The sequence below is a fragment of the Variovorax sp. GW823-FHT04B03 genome (genome assembly GCF_058796495.1).
Genome location: NZ_JBXAIT010000001.1, coordinates 1,611,073 through 1,626,543 on the forward strand (window position 1 = coordinate 1,611,073; position 15,471 = coordinate 1,626,543).

The 15,471-nt window shown below is 67.9% G+C and carries 13 protein-coding genes; 5 read left to right on the plus strand and 8 right to left on the minus strand.

Features of this window, described 5'->3' with window-relative positions; genetic code table 11:
• Positions 1–16: 16 nt before the first annotated feature.
• The 6 genes from AC1RAD_RS07410 to AC1RAD_RS07435 all read right to left on the minus strand — a co-directional run bounded on the left by AC1RAD_RS07410 (position 17) and on the right by AC1RAD_RS07435 (position 8,294).
• On the minus strand, positions 17–1,510 hold the full coding sequence (locus tag AC1RAD_RS07410) for an NCS1 family nucleobase:cation symporter-1 (RefSeq protein ID WP_489061957.1): 1,494 nt from the start codon (positions 1,508–1,510) through the stop codon (positions 17–19).
• A 221-nt stretch (positions 1,511–1,731) separates the two neighbouring features.
• Positions 1,732–3,429 (minus strand): CehA/McbA family metallohydrolase domain-containing protein, encoded by a 1,698-nt coding sequence (locus AC1RAD_RS07415; protein WP_492734329.1) that lies wholly within the window; start codon positions 3,427–3,429, stop codon positions 1,732–1,734.
• 185 nt (positions 3,430–3,614) lie between these two features.
• The gene (locus AC1RAD_RS07420) at positions 3,615–4,841 is read right to left on the minus strand and encodes a M20 family metallopeptidase (protein WP_095744180.1); all 1,227 of its coding nucleotides are present in this window, start codon (positions 4,839–4,841) and stop codon (positions 3,615–3,617) included.
• Positions 4,842–4,864: 23 nt separating this feature from the next.
• On the minus strand, positions 4,865–6,652 hold the full coding sequence (gene uraD / locus AC1RAD_RS07425) for a 2-oxo-4-hydroxy-4-carboxy-5-ureidoimidazoline decarboxylase (RefSeq protein ID WP_492734330.1): 1,788 nt from the start codon (positions 6,650–6,652) through the stop codon (positions 4,865–4,867).
• Positions 6,649–7,611, minus strand: coding sequence for an allantoinase PuuE (puuE, locus tag AC1RAD_RS07430; protein WP_062480836.1), 963 nt, complete (start codon positions 7,609–7,611; stop codon positions 6,649–6,651). The genes uraD and puuE overlap by 4 nt, the downstream gene beginning before the upstream one ends.
• An 8-nt stretch (positions 7,612–7,619) precedes the next feature.
• The gene (locus AC1RAD_RS07435; RefSeq protein ID WP_056574067.1) at positions 7,620–8,294 is read right to left on the minus strand and encodes a GntR family transcriptional regulator; all 675 of its coding nucleotides are present in this window, start codon (positions 8,292–8,294) and stop codon (positions 7,620–7,622) included.
• Positions 8,295–8,387: 93 nt separating this feature from the next.
• On the opposite strand from AC1RAD_RS07435, the gene uraH reads away from it, so the two are divergent.
• Positions 8,388–8,738, plus strand: coding sequence for a hydroxyisourate hydrolase (gene uraH / locus AC1RAD_RS07440; RefSeq protein WP_070061690.1), 351 nt, complete (start codon positions 8,388–8,390; stop codon positions 8,736–8,738).
• A 119-nt stretch (positions 8,739–8,857) separates the two neighbouring features.
• Here the strand turns inward: uraH and AC1RAD_RS07445 are convergent, their stop codons facing one another.
• Entirely contained in the window at positions 8,858–9,361 is a 504-nt protein-coding gene (locus AC1RAD_RS07445; protein ID WP_307584594.1) for a hypothetical protein, read from the minus strand.
• A gap of 53 nt (positions 9,362–9,414) precedes the next feature.
• Between AC1RAD_RS07445 and xdhC the strand changes: the two genes are divergently transcribed.
• The 4 genes from xdhC (at position 9,415) to AC1RAD_RS07465 (ending at position 14,681) form a co-directional block, all read left to right on the plus strand.
• Positions 9,415–10,221, plus strand: coding sequence for a xanthine dehydrogenase accessory protein XdhC (gene xdhC, locus AC1RAD_RS07450; RefSeq protein ID WP_492734331.1), 807 nt, complete (start codon positions 9,415–9,417; stop codon positions 10,219–10,221).
• Positions 10,222–10,436: 215 nt separating this feature from the next.
• Positions 10,437–11,648, plus strand: a complete 1,212-nt coding sequence (locus AC1RAD_RS07455) for a urate hydroxylase PuuD (RefSeq protein WP_159274485.1) — start codon at positions 10,437–10,439, stop codon at positions 11,646–11,648.
• 69 nt (positions 11,649–11,717) lie between these two features.
• A complete protein-coding gene (locus AC1RAD_RS07460; protein ID WP_492734332.1) occupies positions 11,718–13,064 on the plus strand; it encodes a glycerate kinase type-2 family protein in 1,347 nt (448 codons plus the stop codon).
• A 174-nt stretch (positions 13,065–13,238) separates the two neighbouring features.
• Complete coding sequence (locus AC1RAD_RS07465) at positions 13,239–14,681, plus strand: NAD-dependent succinate-semialdehyde dehydrogenase (protein ID WP_095946746.1); 1,443 nt, start codon at positions 13,239–13,241, stop codon at positions 14,679–14,681.
• On the opposite strand, the gene AC1RAD_RS07470 is transcribed toward AC1RAD_RS07465, so the two are convergent.
• Positions 14,678–15,394 carry an MgtC/SapB family protein gene (locus AC1RAD_RS07470; RefSeq protein ID WP_062480849.1) on the minus strand — a complete coding sequence of 239 codons (717 nt, stop codon included), beginning with the start codon at positions 15,392–15,394 and terminating at the stop codon, positions 14,678–14,680. The two genes, AC1RAD_RS07465 and AC1RAD_RS07470, sit on opposite strands and share 4 nt — an antisense overlap.
• Between the last annotated feature and the right edge of the window lie 77 nt (positions 15,395–15,471).

Consider the following 15,471-nt stretch of genomic DNA (forward strand, 5'->3'; position numbering starts at 1 on the left):
CTTTCTCTCTACAGTTTCAAGTCTTGTTGTTGCGGTTCAGCAGCACGTACAGGATGAAGCCCAGGCCCATGCCGATGAACCACGCATAGTTGGCGGCGCCGCGCAGCGTCGGCACCATCACGCACAGGATGGGCACGAGGGCCGAGGGCACCAGCGCCTGGATCGCCTTCGGGTTGTAGCCGCCGCTGTACCAGTACTTGCCCTGCTTGCTCATGGTGTAGAGCGAGTCGACGTCGATCTGCTGCTTGCGCACGATGTAGTAATCGGCAATCAGGATGCCGAACAGCGGGCCGATGAACGAGCCCAGCACGTCCAGCGTGTAGTGAATGACCTCGGGGCTGTTGTAAAGGTTCCAGGGCGTGAGAAACACCGAGCCCACCGCGGCGATCATGCCGCCCGTGCGCCAGCTGATGTGCTGCGGCGCCACGTTCGAGAAGTCGAAGGCCGGCGACACGAAGTTGGCCACGATGTTGATGCCGATGGTGGCGATCATGAAGGTCAGCGCGCCCAGCACGACGGCCGTGGTGCTGTCGATCTTGCCCACGGTGTGCACCGGGTCGGTGATCAGTTCACCAAAAACGGGCAACGTGGCCGCCGTGGTGATCACCGTGAGCAGCGAGAAGAACACGAAGTTGACCGGCAGGCCCCAGAAGTTGCCCTTCTTCACCGCGTCGAAGCTCTTGCCGTAGCGCGAGAAGTCGCCGAAGTTGAGCATCGGGCCGCTGAAGTAGCTCACCACCAGCGCGATGGCCGAGAGCATCACCGGCAGCGCGTCCCAGCCCTGGAACTTGATGCCGCCCAGGTTCAGGTCGATGTTGCTCCAGCCGGCCTTCCACACCAGCCAGCCGCACAGCACGGCCATCACCACGTACACCGCCGGGCCGGCCCAGTCGATGAACTTGCGAATCGCTTCCATGCCGTGCCAGAACACGAAGGCCTGCAGCACCCACATGACCATGAAGGCGACCCAGCCGAGCGCGGAGAGGCCGACGAAGCCGTACTGCGCCACGTCGGCGTACGGCGCCAGGCCCGGTGCCATGTGCAGCGCCAGCACCATGAAGGCCGCCGACGCCAGGTAGGTCTGCACGCCGTACCAGGCCACCGCGATCAGCCCGCGGATGATGGCCGGGATGTTGGCGCCCAGCACCCCGAACGAGGCGCGGCACACCACGGGGTAGGGCACGCCCGTCACCTGGCTGGGCTTGGCCACCAGGTTGCAGAAGACTTGCACGATCACGATGCCCACCAGCAGCGCCACCAGCACCTGCCAGCTCGACAGGCCCAGCGCGAACAGGCTGCCGGCCGTGATGTAGCCGCCCACGCTGTGCACGTCGGACATCCAGAACGCAAAGATGTTGTATTGCCCCCAGGTCTGCTTCTTCAGCGGGGCGAGGTCCTCGTTGGTCAGGCGCGGGTCGTAGCCCGGCTTGATGAGGGCATTCGATTCCGCGTGCGGCGCGATGCCGGCTTCGCTGGCCCCGGCGGGGGCATGGCTGGCGACTGTGCTCATGGTCTTTCCTCGTACTTGGTTGGGATGAGGGACTTTTTGACGCAAATTTCGCGCCGTCTTTATGGGTTCGTTATTTGTATACAAAAATTGAACCCAATCAAGACCATGCGGGGAATCATATATCCGTAGATTCCCTGATGCGGGGCGGGCCGGGGCAAAGAAAAAGCGCCATGCCCCGCGAGGGGCATGGCGCCTTGGAGGCCGGGGCGAGGGGGCGCCGCCTACTGCGCCGCCACCTTCACGAACACCGGATTCGAATAGAACCACAGGTCGTTGTAGTTGCGCGCATTGATCGCGTTGAAGCGTGTGACCGGGTCGTCGCCGGCCGGCGTGGGCGTGCGTGCATCGAACAGCGGCTCGCCGCCCGCGGTTTCGTTCGGCACGTCGGTGCCCAGGTTGGTGCCGCGCAGGCGGAAGTACTGGTTGTTGCCGGCCTTCACGGTGTAGCTCACCGCGAAGTAGCCTTCGGTGTCGAGCGTCCAGTCGGCGCGGGTGAAGCGCTTGACCACGCGGGTCGTCGGGTTGGTGTCGCGTGCATAGCCGGGGGTGCCCGGGAGTTCGCGGCCGGTCACGTCGCCTGCGATGAGGTCGATGTGGTCGACCACCGGCTTCACATTGGCGTACACGCCGCTGCCGAGCTGGTACTCGAAGTTGTTGCGCTCGGGGCTCTTGAAGCGGATGGTGATCTTCAGGTCTTCGCCGGGCTTGGCGCTCACTTCGGCGCCCATCTCGCCCGCGCCCTTGGCGCTTTGCACCTTGAAGTCGAGCGCGTTGATGAGGCTGCCGTTGACCGCGAAGAGCTTGCCCGAACGCATCGCCGTGAGCAGCGACTTCGGGTCCTTGATGTCGCCCCAGAGGTGGTTCCTGGCGTACTCGCCGGGTGCGTAGCCGCTGCTGTACAGGCCCTTGGAGGTCGTGAAGTGGTAGTCGGAATCGGCCACGTTCCAGATGCGGCGGCCCTCGGACAGCAGGGCGTCCCAGGTGCCGCCGAGCTTGGCGACGAGGTAGTCGACGCCGCCGTAGGTGCGCGAGGGCAGGTTGGCCGGCGTGTAGGCGCTCTCGTAGCCGCCGCGGTCGGGCTCCATCTGGTTGCCGACCATGCCCTCGAGCGAGAACACGATGTCGGGCGCGGCGTCGTTCATCTCGCGCAGCTGGGTGGCCGTGTATTTGCCGGGGCTGCGCGAGGGGTGGTTGATCTGCAGGTAGCTGGAGTCGGGGTAGTTCTTCTTCAGCCACGCGATGGCCTTTAGCACGTCGTCGTGCGTCGTGAAAGCGCGGGCGTCCTTGGCGTTCCAGGCCGCGACGTCGGCGGTGGGGAACAGCGCGGGGTCGCGGTTGGTGAACAGGTATTCGAACTGGCTCACGGCCTTGAGCGCCGCGTCGGACATGGGGCTGTCGGTCAGGATGCCGACGTTGCCGTGGTCGTGCGTGGCCATGTCCCACTCGAAGGACGCGAAGATCGTCTTGTCGGTGTACTTGCCGCCGGCCTGCAGTGCCTTGATGCGCGGCACCTGATAGAGGGCCATGCCTCGCGAGAACGGAATCGCTGGGTCCAGTTTGCGGCCGTCGTTGTCATAGGAAGACATGCGCAGGTGGTCCGACAGCGCGACCCAGTCGAGGCCGAAGGTGTCGAAGGCCTTGGCGAGCACCTGGTCGAGCGTGGAAATCTGCTGCGTGTCCTCCGACTGGATGGTGTGGACGTGCAGGTCGCCCACGGTCCAGCGGCCGGCGGGCTCGGCCGGTGGCGGCGGCGTGGCGGGCGAGGGCGCCGGTGCAGGGGCCGGCGGTGCGATGGGCAGGCCGGCGAACGGCGCACCGCCGCCGGAACCGCCGCCGCACGCGGTCAGCAGGGCCGCGCCGAGCGCGAGGGAAGAGAAAAGCGTGGTGCGAAAGCGGGGTGCGGGAGACAGGGTTTTCATGGCGACACAAGCAGCAACGGCCAGCGCATGGCTGGCCGTCGCATCGGGATTTCAACGAGGCGGATGGCGTGAAAGCGCATCCGCCGGAGAACCCCGGAGTCTGAAATCCTGTCGTGACGCTTCGATGAAACTGCGATGAAAGTTCACGCCCGAAGGCATGCGCTTTCAGCCGTAGTTCAGGGCGCTCAGGCCAGCAGGTCGCTGAGCGTGCGCGCCACCACCTTGGTCGCGCGGCGCAGGTCTTCGAGCACCACGCGCTCGTCGCTGCGCTTGGCGTGCGACTCGAGCACGGTGCGCGGGCCGGCGCCGTAGATCACGCCGGGAATGCCGGCCTCGACGTACAGGCGCACGTCGGTGTACAGCGGCGTGCCCATGGCCTTGATGGGCTCGCCGAACAGCTCGCCGCCGTGCTTCTGGATCGCGTCGACCAGCGGCTTGTTGCCGGCCAGCGGCTTCATCGAGTTGGCGAGCAGCATGCGCTTGATCTCGACCGTGATGCCCGCGCTTTCGGCGGCGGCATCGGCGATCACCTGGCGGATGTTGGCCTCGACCTCGACCGGGTTCTCTTCGGGGATCATGCGGCGGTCGAGCTTGAACACGACCTTGCCGGGCACGACGTTGGTGTTGGTGCCGCCCTCGATGCGGCCCACGTTCAGGTAGGGGTGCGTGATGCCCTCGACCTTCGACGTGACCTTCTGGTAGAGCGTGTTCTGCGCATACAGCGCGTTCAGGATCTTGGTGGCGCCCTGCAGCGCATCGATGCCGGTGGTGGGCACGGCGGCGTGGGCCATCTTGCCGTGCACGGTCACTTCCATCTGCAGGCAGCCGTTGTGCGCGGTGACCACTTCGTAGCTGAAGCCGGCCGCGATCATGAGGTCGGGCTTGGTCAGGCCCTTCTCGAGCAGCCAGCCCGGGCCGAGGATGCCGCCGAACTCTTCGTCGTAGGTGAAGTGCAGCTCGATGCTGCCCTGGGTGGGCTTGGCCACGGCCTCGAGCGCGCGCAGCGCGAAGGTGAAGCTGGCGAAGTCGCTCTTGCTGACGGCGGCGGCGCGGCCGTACAGGCTGCCATCGACGATCTCGCCGCCGTACGGGTCGTGCGTCCAGCCTTCGCCGGGCGGCACCACGTCGCCGTGCGCGTTGAGCGCGACGGTGCGGCCACCGTTGCCGTACTTGCGGCGCACGATCAGGTTGGTGATCGATTCGAGACCGTAGTCCTTCACCTCTTGCGCGGGCACGGCGTGCTTCTCGGCGTCGAGGCCGAAGTCCTTCAGCAGCTCGGCGGTGCGCTCGGCGTGCGGCGCGTTGTTGCCGGGCGGGGTGTCGGTGGGCACCTGCACCAGTTGCTGCAGGAATTGCACTTCCTCGTCGAAGTGGGCGTCGATCCAGGCGTCGAGTTTGGCGTAGTCGGTCATGGTGGTTGTTCTTGTGGGGTCGGTCAGTGGGCTTGTTCGGCGGCGAGGTTGTCCAGCAGCAGCTGGAAGGCCTGCACGGCGAGCTGGATGTCGTCGTTGGTGCTCGACTCGAGCGGGTTGTGGCTGATGCCCGAGTTGATGCCGCGCACGAAGAGCATGGCTTGCGGCATCACCTCGTGCAGCTTCATCGCGTCGTGGCCGGCGCCGCTGGGCATGCGGAACAAGGGAATGCCCAGCGCGTCGACGGCCTGTTCCCAGCGCTGCTGCCAGGCGGGGGCGCTCGGCGCGGCGGCGGCGCGCATGGTTTCCTCGAGCTCGTAGCGCACGCCGCGGCGTTCGCAGATGTCCTTCAGCGCGGCGACCACGTCGTTGGCCAGCGCGTCGCGCTGCGCGTTGTTGGGCGCGCGCAGGTCGAGGCTGAACTTGCAGCGGCCGGGCACGACGTTGATGGAGCCGCTCGGCACTTCGAGCATGCCGACGGTGCCGACCGAGTCGCCGTCTTTCGCGGCGCGTTGTTCGGTGTAGAGGATGAGCTCGGCCACGGCGGCGGCGGCGTCGCGGCGGCGGTCCATGGGCGTGGTGCCGGCGTGGCTGGCCATGCCGATGACTTCGCCCACGTAGCGCACGCTGCCGTTGATGGAGGTGACGATGCCCAGCGGCAGGTCGAGCTCGGTGAGCACGGGACCCTGTTCGATGTGCACTTCGACGAAGCCGAGGTAGCGCGCGGGGTCGCGCTGGATCTTCGGAATGTCTTCTTCCTTCAGGCCGGCGTGCTGCATGGCCTCGCGCATGGTGATGCCGTCGGCGTCCTTCTGGTCGAGCCAGCGCGGATCGAAGTGGCCGATGAGCGCGCCCGAGCCGAGGAAGGTGGCCTTGTAGCGCTGGCCTTCTTCTTCGGCGAAGCCGACGACTTCGAAGGCGAAGGGCAGGCGGCGGTTCTGGCGCTTGAGTTCGCGCACGCAGGCCATGGGCACGAAGATGCCCAGGCGGCCGTCGTACTTGCCGCCGTTGCGCACGGTGTCGTAGTGCGAGCCGGTGAGCAGGGTCTTGGCGTCGGGCGTGGCGCCTTCGTAGCGGCCGACCACGTTGCCCACGGCATCGATGTGCACGGAGTCGAAGCCGCAGTCGCGCATCCAGCCCGAGATGTTTGCGGCGCAGGCACGGTGCGCGTCGGTCAGGTAGGTGACGGTGAGCTGGCCCTTCTCGGCATAGCCGGGGTCGGTGTGCACCGACAGCTGTTCCTGCCAGTCCCACACGTCGTTGCCGAGCGTGATGTCGGCGCCGAACTTGTCGTTCAGGCGGATCTCGGCGATGCGGTGGATGTTGCGCAGCGCCTCGCCAAGTTCGAAGCTCGGGTGGTTGTGCAGCCGGCGCGCGAAGGTCTCGATGATCTCGCGCTTGGCCAGGCCCGTGCCGCGCGGGCCGCGCACGGCCAGGATGAACGGGAAGCCGAATTTCGCGTTGTAGTCGGCGTTGAGCTGCTGGATCTGCGCGAACTCTTCGGGCGTGCAGTCGGTCAGGCCGGCCTTGTTCTGCTCGTTGGTCGATTCGGCGGTGAGCGTCTTGCTGACCATGGCCTTGCCTGCGAGCTCGGGGTGGGCACGGATCAGGCCGATCTGCTCGTCGGCCGACGACGCGGCCAGCGCCTGCACCAGCGCGTGCTTGAGGTGGGCGAGCGAGCGGAAGGGGCGCTGCACCAGCGCGCGCTGCGCGATCCAGGGTGAGTGTTCGTACACGCCGTCGAGCATGGCGACGGCAGCGGCCGGCCCTGCGGCGTTGAGTTGGGCAAGGGTGAGGAGAGGGGTGCTCATGATGCGGCTCCGGCTTCGAAAGGATGTGCCTGCTTCCAGTGGCGTGCGATGTCGACGCGGCGGCAGACCCAGACCTTGTCGTGCGTGGCGATGTGATCGAGAAAGCGCTGCAGCGCCGTGATGCGGCCGGGGCGGCCGAGCAGGCGGCAGTGCATGCCGATGCTCATCATCTTGGGGCTGTCGTCGCCGTTCGGGTCGCCTTCGGCGTACAGCGCGTCGAAGGTGTCCTTCATGTACTGGAAGAACGGGTCGGCGTGCGAGTAGCCCTGCGGCAGCGCAAAGCGCATGTCGTTGCAGTCCAGCGTGTAGGGCACGATGAGCTGGGGCACGACGCTGCCGTCGGTCTTTTGCACCTTCATCCAGAAGGGCAGGTCGTCGCCGTAGTAGTCGCTGTCGTACTCGAAGCCGCCGTAGTCGGCCACGAGGCGGCGCGTGCGCGGGCTGTCGCGGCCGGTGTACCAGCCGAGCGCGCGCTCGCCGGTGAGCTTTTCGATGGCTTCCATGCCCAGGCGCATGTGCTCGCGCTCGGTGGCTTCATCGAGGTTCTGGTAGTGGATCCAGCGCCAGCCGTGGCAGGCGATTTCGTGGCCGAGTTCCTTGAAGGCGGCCGTGAGCTCGGGGTAGCGCTGCAGCGCCATGCCCACGCCGAAGACGGTGAGCGGCAGGCCGCGCTTTTCGAACTCGCGCAGGATGCGCCACACGCCGGCGCGCGAGCCGTACTCGTAGATGCCTTCCATGCTGATGTGCCGGTCGGGGAAGCTCGCCGGGTTGAACATCTCGGACAGGAACTGCTCCGAACCCGCGTCGCCATGCAGCGTGGCGTTCTCGCCGCCTTCTTCGTAGTTGAGGACGAACTGCACCGCCACGCGCGCGCCGCCGGGCCAGCGGGCGTGGGGCGGGTTGCGGCCGTAGCCGATCAGGTCGCGCGGGTAGGGCAGGGTGGTGTCGTAGACGGTCATGGTGTGGATCAGGACAGCGCGAGGGAGATGTCGTTGGTCGGGACCTTGCGGTCGAAGGTGAGGTTGGCCTCGACGTGTTCCAGGTGCTCGGTCATGAGGCGCACGGCGAGCTCCTCGTCGCGCGCGGCCAGCGCCTTCACGATGTCGGCGTGCTCGTCGTTGGAGTGCTCGGCGGCGCTGGTGCTCTGGTACATGAGCGTGATGAGGGCGCAGCGCGAGATCAGCTCGCCCAATATTTGCGCCAGCACCTGGTTGCCCATGAGCTCGGCCATGCGCACGTGGAAGTCGCCCAAGAGCTCGGTGCGGCCCGACACGTCTTCGCCGCCGACGGCCGATTTCTCGAGCGCCACGTGCTCCTTGAGCGCCTTGATCTTGGCGGGCGTGACGCTGCGCACGAAGGCGCGGGTCATCTCGGCCTCGAGCATGCGGCGCACGGCGAACACCTGCTTGGCCTCGTCGACGGCGGGTGCGGCCACGAAGGCGCCTCGCGCCGGCTCGAGCCGGATCAGCTTGTTCTGCGAGAGCTGGAACAGCGCCTGGCGCACCAAGGTGCGCGACACGCCGAAGTGGTCGGCCAGCTTCTGCTCGGCGAGCTTGGTGCCGGGCTGAAGGCGGTGCTCGACGATGGCCTTCGTGAGGGCATCGACGATCGAACGGGTGGTGGAGGACTCCATGTTTTTCATGATAGACCCAAAGCCGGTAACTGTATACACTTTTGTCCACCGGAATTTCCCGCACACGATCTCACCGATCCGACACCCTTTGAAGGAGGCCCCATGGGCTTGAGCACTCACGTACTGGACACGATGCACGGCGGCCCCGCGGCCGGCATGGAGGTGGCGCTGTACACCACCGACGGCGACGCCGCGACGCTGGTGAAGCGCTTCACGCTGAATTCGGACGGCCGCAGCGACGGTCCGCTCTACGACAACAACTCGATCAAGGTCGGCACCTACCGCTTGGTGTTCGACGTGGCGGGTTACTTCAAGGCGCGCGGCGTGACGCTGCCGGAGCCGAACTTCCTGAACAAGGTGGCGCTGGACTTCGGCGTGGCGCACACCGACCAGCACTACCACGTGCCCTTGCTCGTGAGCCCGTGGAGCTACTCCACGTACCGCGGGTCTTGATGCTCGCCCCCAGGCTTCGCGCACTTCGTGTCGCTTCGCCAACCCCCTACCGGGGGCGGGCCGGCCGCTTCGGGCGGCCGTGCGCGGCGGCCCTCTCGCAAATTCCTCCGGCCGCGTTCTCAGTCGCCTTGCTGTTGGCCCTCAGTCAGCGTGTCGAGCTGGAAGCGTCCGCTCTTGTCCCACAGCCAGGTGTCGGTCCAGGTGACCGCGCCCAGGCGCTGGGCGGGCGGGAAGGGCGCGGCCTGCAGCACGGCGCGCTCGATCTCGGCGATCACCTCGGGCGCGTGCTTGGGCGCGCGCAGCCAGTGCATCGAGACCACCTTGCCGCCTGTGTCGAGGTTCACCTGCAAGGTGCCGACCGCGTACAGCAGGGGCGGCATCTGGCCCTTGTAGATGCGCGAGGCGTTGGCGTTGTAGATGTGACGTGCGGCGTCGCGGCGGTACTCGCGCGCGGTAGCCGCACTGGAGGCACGCGGCGCGGGGCCGCTGCCCTGTGCGCTGCTGGCACCGCTCAGCTGGCCGGGCACCGAGCCCGTCGAGCCGCAGCCGGCGAGCCACAAGGCGGAAAGAACAGTGGCGGCCCAGGCGAGGCGGCGCGGCGTAAGCTGGCGGTTCGTCATCATCGCCGGGGTTATACCGTGAGTTGTTGCTGCCTCGGCAACCGAAGGTTTCGGTCATGAACGGTGCGGTCGATCAATTGCTGGCGCGTCTTCGCACTGAAGACGCGGTTCTGGTTCGGGTCGAATCGACCCAGGGCTCAGCCCCGCGCGAGGCCGGCACCTGGATGGCCGTCTGGGCCGACGGGCTCACGGCCACCATCGGCGGCGGTCAGCTGGAGTTCCAGGCCACGCAGGAAGCGCGCGAGATCCTGGCCGGCACCCGCAGCCTCGACGGCGTGCAGCGCTACCCGCTGGGCCCGAGCCTGGGCCAGTGCTGCGGCGGCGTGATGTTCCTGACCTACCGGCGCATCGGCGCGGCCGACGCGCCCGCGCTGCAAAAAGAACTGGTCGCGCAGCTCGAACCCGTGGCCCTGTTCGGCGGCGGCCATGTGGGTGCCGCGCTGGCGCGCCTGCTGGCCGTGCTGCCGTTCTCGGTGCGCTGGATCGACAGCCGCGACGGCGTGTTCCCCGACGCGCTGCCCGCACAGATCGACACCGAACACTCCGAGCCCGTGCAGGACGCGGTCGCCGCGCTCGCGCCCGGCAGCCGCGTGCTGATCATGAGCTTCAGCCACGCCGAAGACCTGGACATCGTCATTGCCTGCCTGAAGCGCCTGCGCGCGGGCAACGACCTGCCCTACATCGGCCTCATCGGCAGCAAGACCAAGTGGGCCACCTTCCGCCACCGGCTGGAGGCGCGCGGCTTCACGGCCGACGAGCTGGCGCGCGTCACCTGCCCGATCGGCGTGCCCGGCATCACGGGCAAGGAACCCGAGGTGATCGCGGTGGCCGTGGCGGCACAGTTGTTGCAATCGCTGGGCTGAACAGGGTTTTCCCTTGGCGGCGACGCCGCAAATAGCATCCCGCCTCGTGCCAAAACTGTATACACTTTCGGTCCACAACAAGCCGCAGCGGAGCGAGGTCCATTTCAACGGGCCTGCGTTCGCGGCACTTTCTCTGCTTACAGCGCCCGCGGTGGTGAGCAGGCTGAAACCCCTCCTTGGCGCCCCCACGCGCCAACAGGGTTGAGAGAGAGCACATGGAAAGCTACTACCTCGACTGGGCCAACCTGCTGCTGCGCTGGGTCCACGTCATCACCGCCATCGCCTGGATCGGCGCCTCCTTCTACTTCGTGATGCTGGACAACAGCCTCGAGAAGCCGCAGGACCAGGAATCGCTCGACAAGGGCGTGGGCGGCGAGCAATGGGCCGTGCACGGCGGCGGCTTCTACAACAGCCAGAAGTACGCGCTGGCGCCCAAGAAGCTGCCCGACCACCTGCACTGGTCGTACTGGGAGAGCTATTCGACCTGGCTCACGGGCTTTGCGCTCTTCACGATGTCGTACCTGTGGAACGCGAGCACGTACCTCATCGACAAGAGCAAGATGGACTGGCAGCCCGGCGCAGCCATTGCCGTGGCACTGGCCTTCTTCGTCGTGTTCTGGATGGTCTACGACGGCATCTGCCAGATCTTCGGGCGCCGCAAGCACGGCGACACCATCGTCGGCGTGCTGATCGCGGTCTTCATCGCCTTCGCGACCTGGCTGGCCTGCCAGTGGTTCGCGGGCCGCGCGGCCTTCCTGCTGGTGGGCGCCATGATGGCCACCACCATGAGCGGCAACGTGTTCTTCTGGATCATCCCGGGCCAGCGCAAGAACGTGAAGGCGCTGCGCGAAGGCCGCCCGGTCGACCCGGTGCACGGCCAGCGCGGCAAGCAGCGCAGCGTGCACAACACCTACTTCACGCTGCCGGTGCTGTTCGCGATGCTGAGCAACCACTACAGCTTCACCTACACGCACAAGTACAACTGGATCGTGCTGCTGCTGATCATGCTCGGCGGCGCGGCCATCCGGCAGTTCTTCGTGGTGCGCCACCGCTTCAAGCTGGGCAACGCGGGCAACCCGCTGCCCTACGCCATGGTCGGCATCGCGGTGCTGGGCCTGACCATCGTGTGGATGAAGCCCGAGCCGGCCGCGCCCGTGGCGGCCACCGCCGCCCAGGCCGCGCCCGCCGTGGCCTACCAGGACGTGCAGAAGGTGCTCGAGCAGCGCTGCTTCATGTGCCACGGCGCGGCCGTGCAGATGAAGAACGTGCGCGTCGACACGCCCGACCAGGTGACGGCGCACGCCCAGGCGATCTACCAGCAGGTCGTGGTGACCAAGATCATGCCGATGAACAACGCGACCAACATCACCGACGAAGAGCGGGCGTTGATCAGCCGCTGGTTCCAGGCCGGCGCCAAGACGAACTAGAAGACCGTGGCCTGCGAGGGCGGGCCACCGGTCGTCGCACAATCGCCGAATGGAGACAACACGCAAGCCATGACCGCATCGACCTCGCCCTCAGCCATCGCCGCTACTCCCGATCCGCGCGAAGCCCCGCGCGCCTTCCTCGAACACCTGTACCGCGTGGCGGTGGACCGCGCACTGCCGCTGTCCACGCTGGGTGCGCATCTGCCCCAGCCGCCCAAGGGCCGCACCGTGGTGCTGGGTGCCGGCAAGGCCGGCGGTTCGATGGTGCAGGCGCTCGAGGCGCTGTGGCCGGCCGACGCCCCGCTGTCGGGCCTGGTCGTCACGCGCTATGACCACATTCCGCCGCGCCCCGCAGGCGTGCCGCAGCGCATCGAGCTCGTCGAGGCCGCGCACCCCGTGCCCGACGCGGCCGGCCAGCAGGCGGCCGAGCGCATCCTGGCGCTCACGCAGGGCCTCACGGCCGACGACCTGGTGCTGTGCCTCATCTCCGGCGGCGGCTCGTCGCTGCTGGTGCTGCCGGCCGAAGGCCTCACGCTGGCCGACAAGCAGCGCATCAACAAGCAGCTGCTCGACAGCGGCGCCCACATCGGCGAGATGAACTGCGTGCGCAAGCACCTGTCGCGCATCAAGGGCGGCCGGCTCGCGGCGGCCTGTGCGCCGGCGCGCGTGGTCACGCTCACCATCAGCGACGTGCCCGGCGACGACCCGGCCGTGATCGCCAGCGGCCCCACCGTGCCCGACGCCACCACCTGCGCCGACGCGCTGGCCATCCTCGATCGCTACGGTATCGAGGTGCCGGCGCCCGTGCGTGCGCAGCTCGAAAGCGGCGCGCTTGAAACCCCCAAGCCCGACGACGCCGTGTTCGCCGGCCACAGCACGCACCTCATCGCCACGCCGCAGCAGTCGCTCGAAGCCGCCGCCGCGGCCGCGCGCGCCGCCGGCATCGGCGTGCACGTGCTGAGCGACGAAATGGAAGGCGAATCGCGCGAAGTGGGCAAGGTGCATGCGGCGCTCGCCCGCGCCGTGGCCCTGCGCGGCGAGCCCTTCGCCCGGCCCTGCGTCATCCTGTCGGGCGGCGAAACCACCGTCACCATCCGTCCGCGCCAACCCGGCCAGGCCAAGGGCCGCGGCGGGCGGGCCGGCGAGTTCTGCCTGGGCCTGGCCGGCGCGCTCATGGGCCAGCCGCAGGTGTGGGCGCTGGCGGCCGACACCGACGGCATCGACGGCGTGGAAGACAACGCCGGCGCCTTCGTCACGCCCGACACCCTGGCGCGCGCCACGACGCAGGGCAGGAAGCTGTCCGACCACCTCGACCGCAACGACGCCTACGGCTATTTCGACGCCATCGGCGACCTGTTCGTGACCGGCCCCACGAACACCAACGTCAACGACTTCCGCGCGATCCTCGTGCTGTAGGCGCGCCCCGGCCCCTGGCGGGGCCGCCGGCAAGCTTTGTGAACTCAGGTTAATCTACGGCCCCGGCGGCGCTTGGCCGCCGTTGTCGCATGCGCACCCCTACGGGGTGCCGCGCCGCGCGCCCGATTTCCCGTTTCGTTTTCACCATCCAGTCCTCGAAGGAAAGAGTTCGCCATGACCGCCACCTACACCGACACCCGCCTGCTGATCGACGGCCAATGGGTCGACGCCGCCGACGGCAAGACGCTCGACGTGCTGAACCCCGCCACCGGCAAGGCCATCGGCAAGGTGGCGCACGCCAGCATCGTCGACCTCGACCGTGCCCTGGCCGCCGCCCAGCGCGGCTTCGAAGCCTGGCGCGACACGCCCGCCAACGAGCGCGCCGCCGTGATGCGCCGCGCCGCCGGCCTGATCCGCGAACGCGCCCTGGACATCGCCAAGCTGCTGACGCAGGAACAAGGCAAGCCGCTGGGCGAGGCCAAGGTCGAAATGATGGCCGCCGCCGACATCATCGAGTGGTTCGCCGACGAAGGCCGCCGCGTGTACGGCCGCATCGTGCCCTCGCGTAACCTGGCCGCGCAGCAGCTGGTCATCAAGGAGCCGGTCGGCCCGGTCGCGGCCTTCACGCCGTGGAACTTCCCCGTCAACCAGATCGTGCGCAAGCTCGGCGCCGCGCTGGCCACCGGCTGCTCCTTCCTGGTGAAGGCGCCCGAGGAAACCCCGGCCTCGCCGGCCGCGCTGCTCAAGGCCTTTGTCGACGCCGGCATTCCGGGCGGCGTGGTGGGCCTGGTGTTCGGCAACCCGGGCGAGATCTCGAGCTACCTCATCGCACACCCGATCATCCGCAAGGTCACCTTCACCGGCTCGACCCCGGTCGGCAAGCAGCTGGCCGCACTGGCCGGCTCGCACATGAAGCGCGTCACGATGGAACTGGGCGGCCACGCCCCGGTGATCGTGGCCGAAGACGCCGACGTGGCGCTGGCCGTCAAGGCCGCCGGTGCCGCCAAGTTCCGCAACGCGGGCCAGGTCTGCATCTCGCCGACCCGCTTCCTGGTGCACAACAGCCTGCGCCATGAGTTCGCGAGCCTGCTGGTCAAGCACGCCGAAGGCCTCAAGCTCGGCGACGGCCTGGTCGAAGGCACCAACCTCGGCCCGCTGGCCAATGCCCGCCGCCTCACGGCCATGGCCCATGTGCTGGAAGACGCGCGCAAGAAGGGCGCCACGGTCGCGACCGGCGGCGAACGCGTCGGCGACACCGGCAACTTCTTCGCCCCCACCGTCATCACCGACGTGCCGCTGGACGCCGACGTGTTCAACAACGAACCCTTCGGCCCCATCGCCGCGATCCGCGGTTTCGACACGCTCGAAGAAGCCATCACCGAAGCCAACCGCCTGCCGTTCGGCCTGGCCGGCTATGCCTTCACCAAGTCGATCAAGAGCGCGCACCTGCTGAGCCAGAAGCTCGAGCTGGGCATGCTGTGGATCAACCAGCCCGCCACGCCCTCGCCGGAAATGCCGTTCGGCGGCGTGAAGGATTCGGGCTACGGTTCGGAAGGTGGCCCGGAGGCGATCGAGGCCTATCTCAACACCAAGGCGGTGTCGATCCTCGGCGTTTAATCTTCGGCGGAGGCGTTCCAGAACGCCTGCTGGACGCCTTCCAGCGTTTCCAGCTCCGCGATCACCTGGTCGAGCTCTTCGGGCTCGACCGCGGTGGCGTACAGCGTCGCTGCAATCTCCGTGTCGGCCTGCCCGAAGGCGTGCTGGTCGATGTCGCGCACCGGGTAGTTCGCGGCTTCCAGCTGCACCAGCAGCTGGTCCATCACCTCGGGCCGCGCCGCGCGCGAGCAGATCACGCGCACCGTGTAGGTGGCCTCGCTCGATTCCTCGTGCACCGGGCGGCGGTTGATGCGGTTCACCACCGGCCGCAGCAGCGTGTTGCTCGCCAGCACGAAGAGCGCGGCGATCAATGCTTCGCCCAGCAGGTCGGCGCCCGCGCAGGCGCCCACCGCGGCCGATCCCCACAGCGTGGCGGCCGTGTTCAGGCCGGTGATGTTGGCGCCTTCCTTCATGATCGCGCCGGCACCGAGAAAGCCGATGCCCGAGACCACGTAGGCGACCACGCGCACCGCGCCGTCGGGGCCGCCCAGGCGGGCCGCCATGTCGACGAACACGGCCGCGCCCACGGCCACCAGCGTGTTGGTGCGCAGCCCCGCGGTGCGCTGGCGCACCTGGCGTTCGAAGCCGATCAGCGAGCCCAGCAGAAAGGCCGCGCCCACGCTGACCAGGGTGTCGAGCAGCGAGGGCAGGTTGATGTGGCGAATGGCTTCCATGAGTGATCCTCCTGATCCTCTGTGTGCGAAGCAGGGTAGCGGCCTTGTGTGACAGCCGCGACCCTGCGTCCGGACGG

Coding starts and splice junctions, on each gene's coding strand:
- AC1RAD_RS07435 (WP_056574067.1), bottom strand. CDS start 8,294: ATGAAAAACATGGAGTCCTCCACCACCCGTTCGATCGTCGATGCCCTC.
- xdhC (WP_492734331.1), top strand. CDS start 9,415: ATGAACGGTGCGGTCGATCAATTGCTGGCGCGTCTTCGCACTGAAGAC.
- AC1RAD_RS07410 (WP_489061957.1), bottom strand. CDS start 1,510: ATGAGCACAGTCGCCAGCCATGCCCCCGCCGGGGCCAGCGAAGCCGGC.
- uraD (WP_492734330.1), bottom strand. CDS start 6,652: ATGAGCACCCCTCTCCTCACCCTTGCCCAACTCAACGCCGCAGGGCCG.
- uraH (WP_070061690.1), top strand. CDS start 8,388: ATGGGCTTGAGCACTCACGTACTGGACACGATGCACGGCGGCCCCGCG.
- AC1RAD_RS07465 (WP_095946746.1), top strand. CDS start 13,239: ATGACCGCCACCTACACCGACACCCGCCTGCTGATCGACGGCCAATGG.
- AC1RAD_RS07415 (WP_492734329.1), bottom strand. CDS start 3,429: ATGAAAACCCTGTCTCCCGCACCCCGCTTTCGCACCACGCTTTTCTCT.
- AC1RAD_RS07470 (WP_062480849.1), bottom strand. CDS start 15,394: ATGGAAGCCATTCGCCACATCAACCTGCCCTCGCTGCTCGACACCCTG.
- puuE (WP_062480836.1), bottom strand. CDS start 7,611: ATGACCGTCTACGACACCACCCTGCCCTACCCGCGCGACCTGATCGGC.
- AC1RAD_RS07460 (WP_492734332.1), top strand. CDS start 11,718: ATGACCGCATCGACCTCGCCCTCAGCCATCGCCGCTACTCCCGATCCG.
- AC1RAD_RS07420 (WP_095744180.1), bottom strand. CDS start 4,841: ATGACCGACTACGCCAAACTCGACGCCTGGATCGACGCCCACTTCGAC.
- AC1RAD_RS07455 (WP_159274485.1), top strand. CDS start 10,437: ATGGAAAGCTACTACCTCGACTGGGCCAACCTGCTGCTGCGCTGGGTC.
- AC1RAD_RS07445 (WP_307584594.1), bottom strand. CDS start 9,361: ATGATGACGAACCGCCAGCTTACGCCGCGCCGCCTCGCCTGGGCCGCC.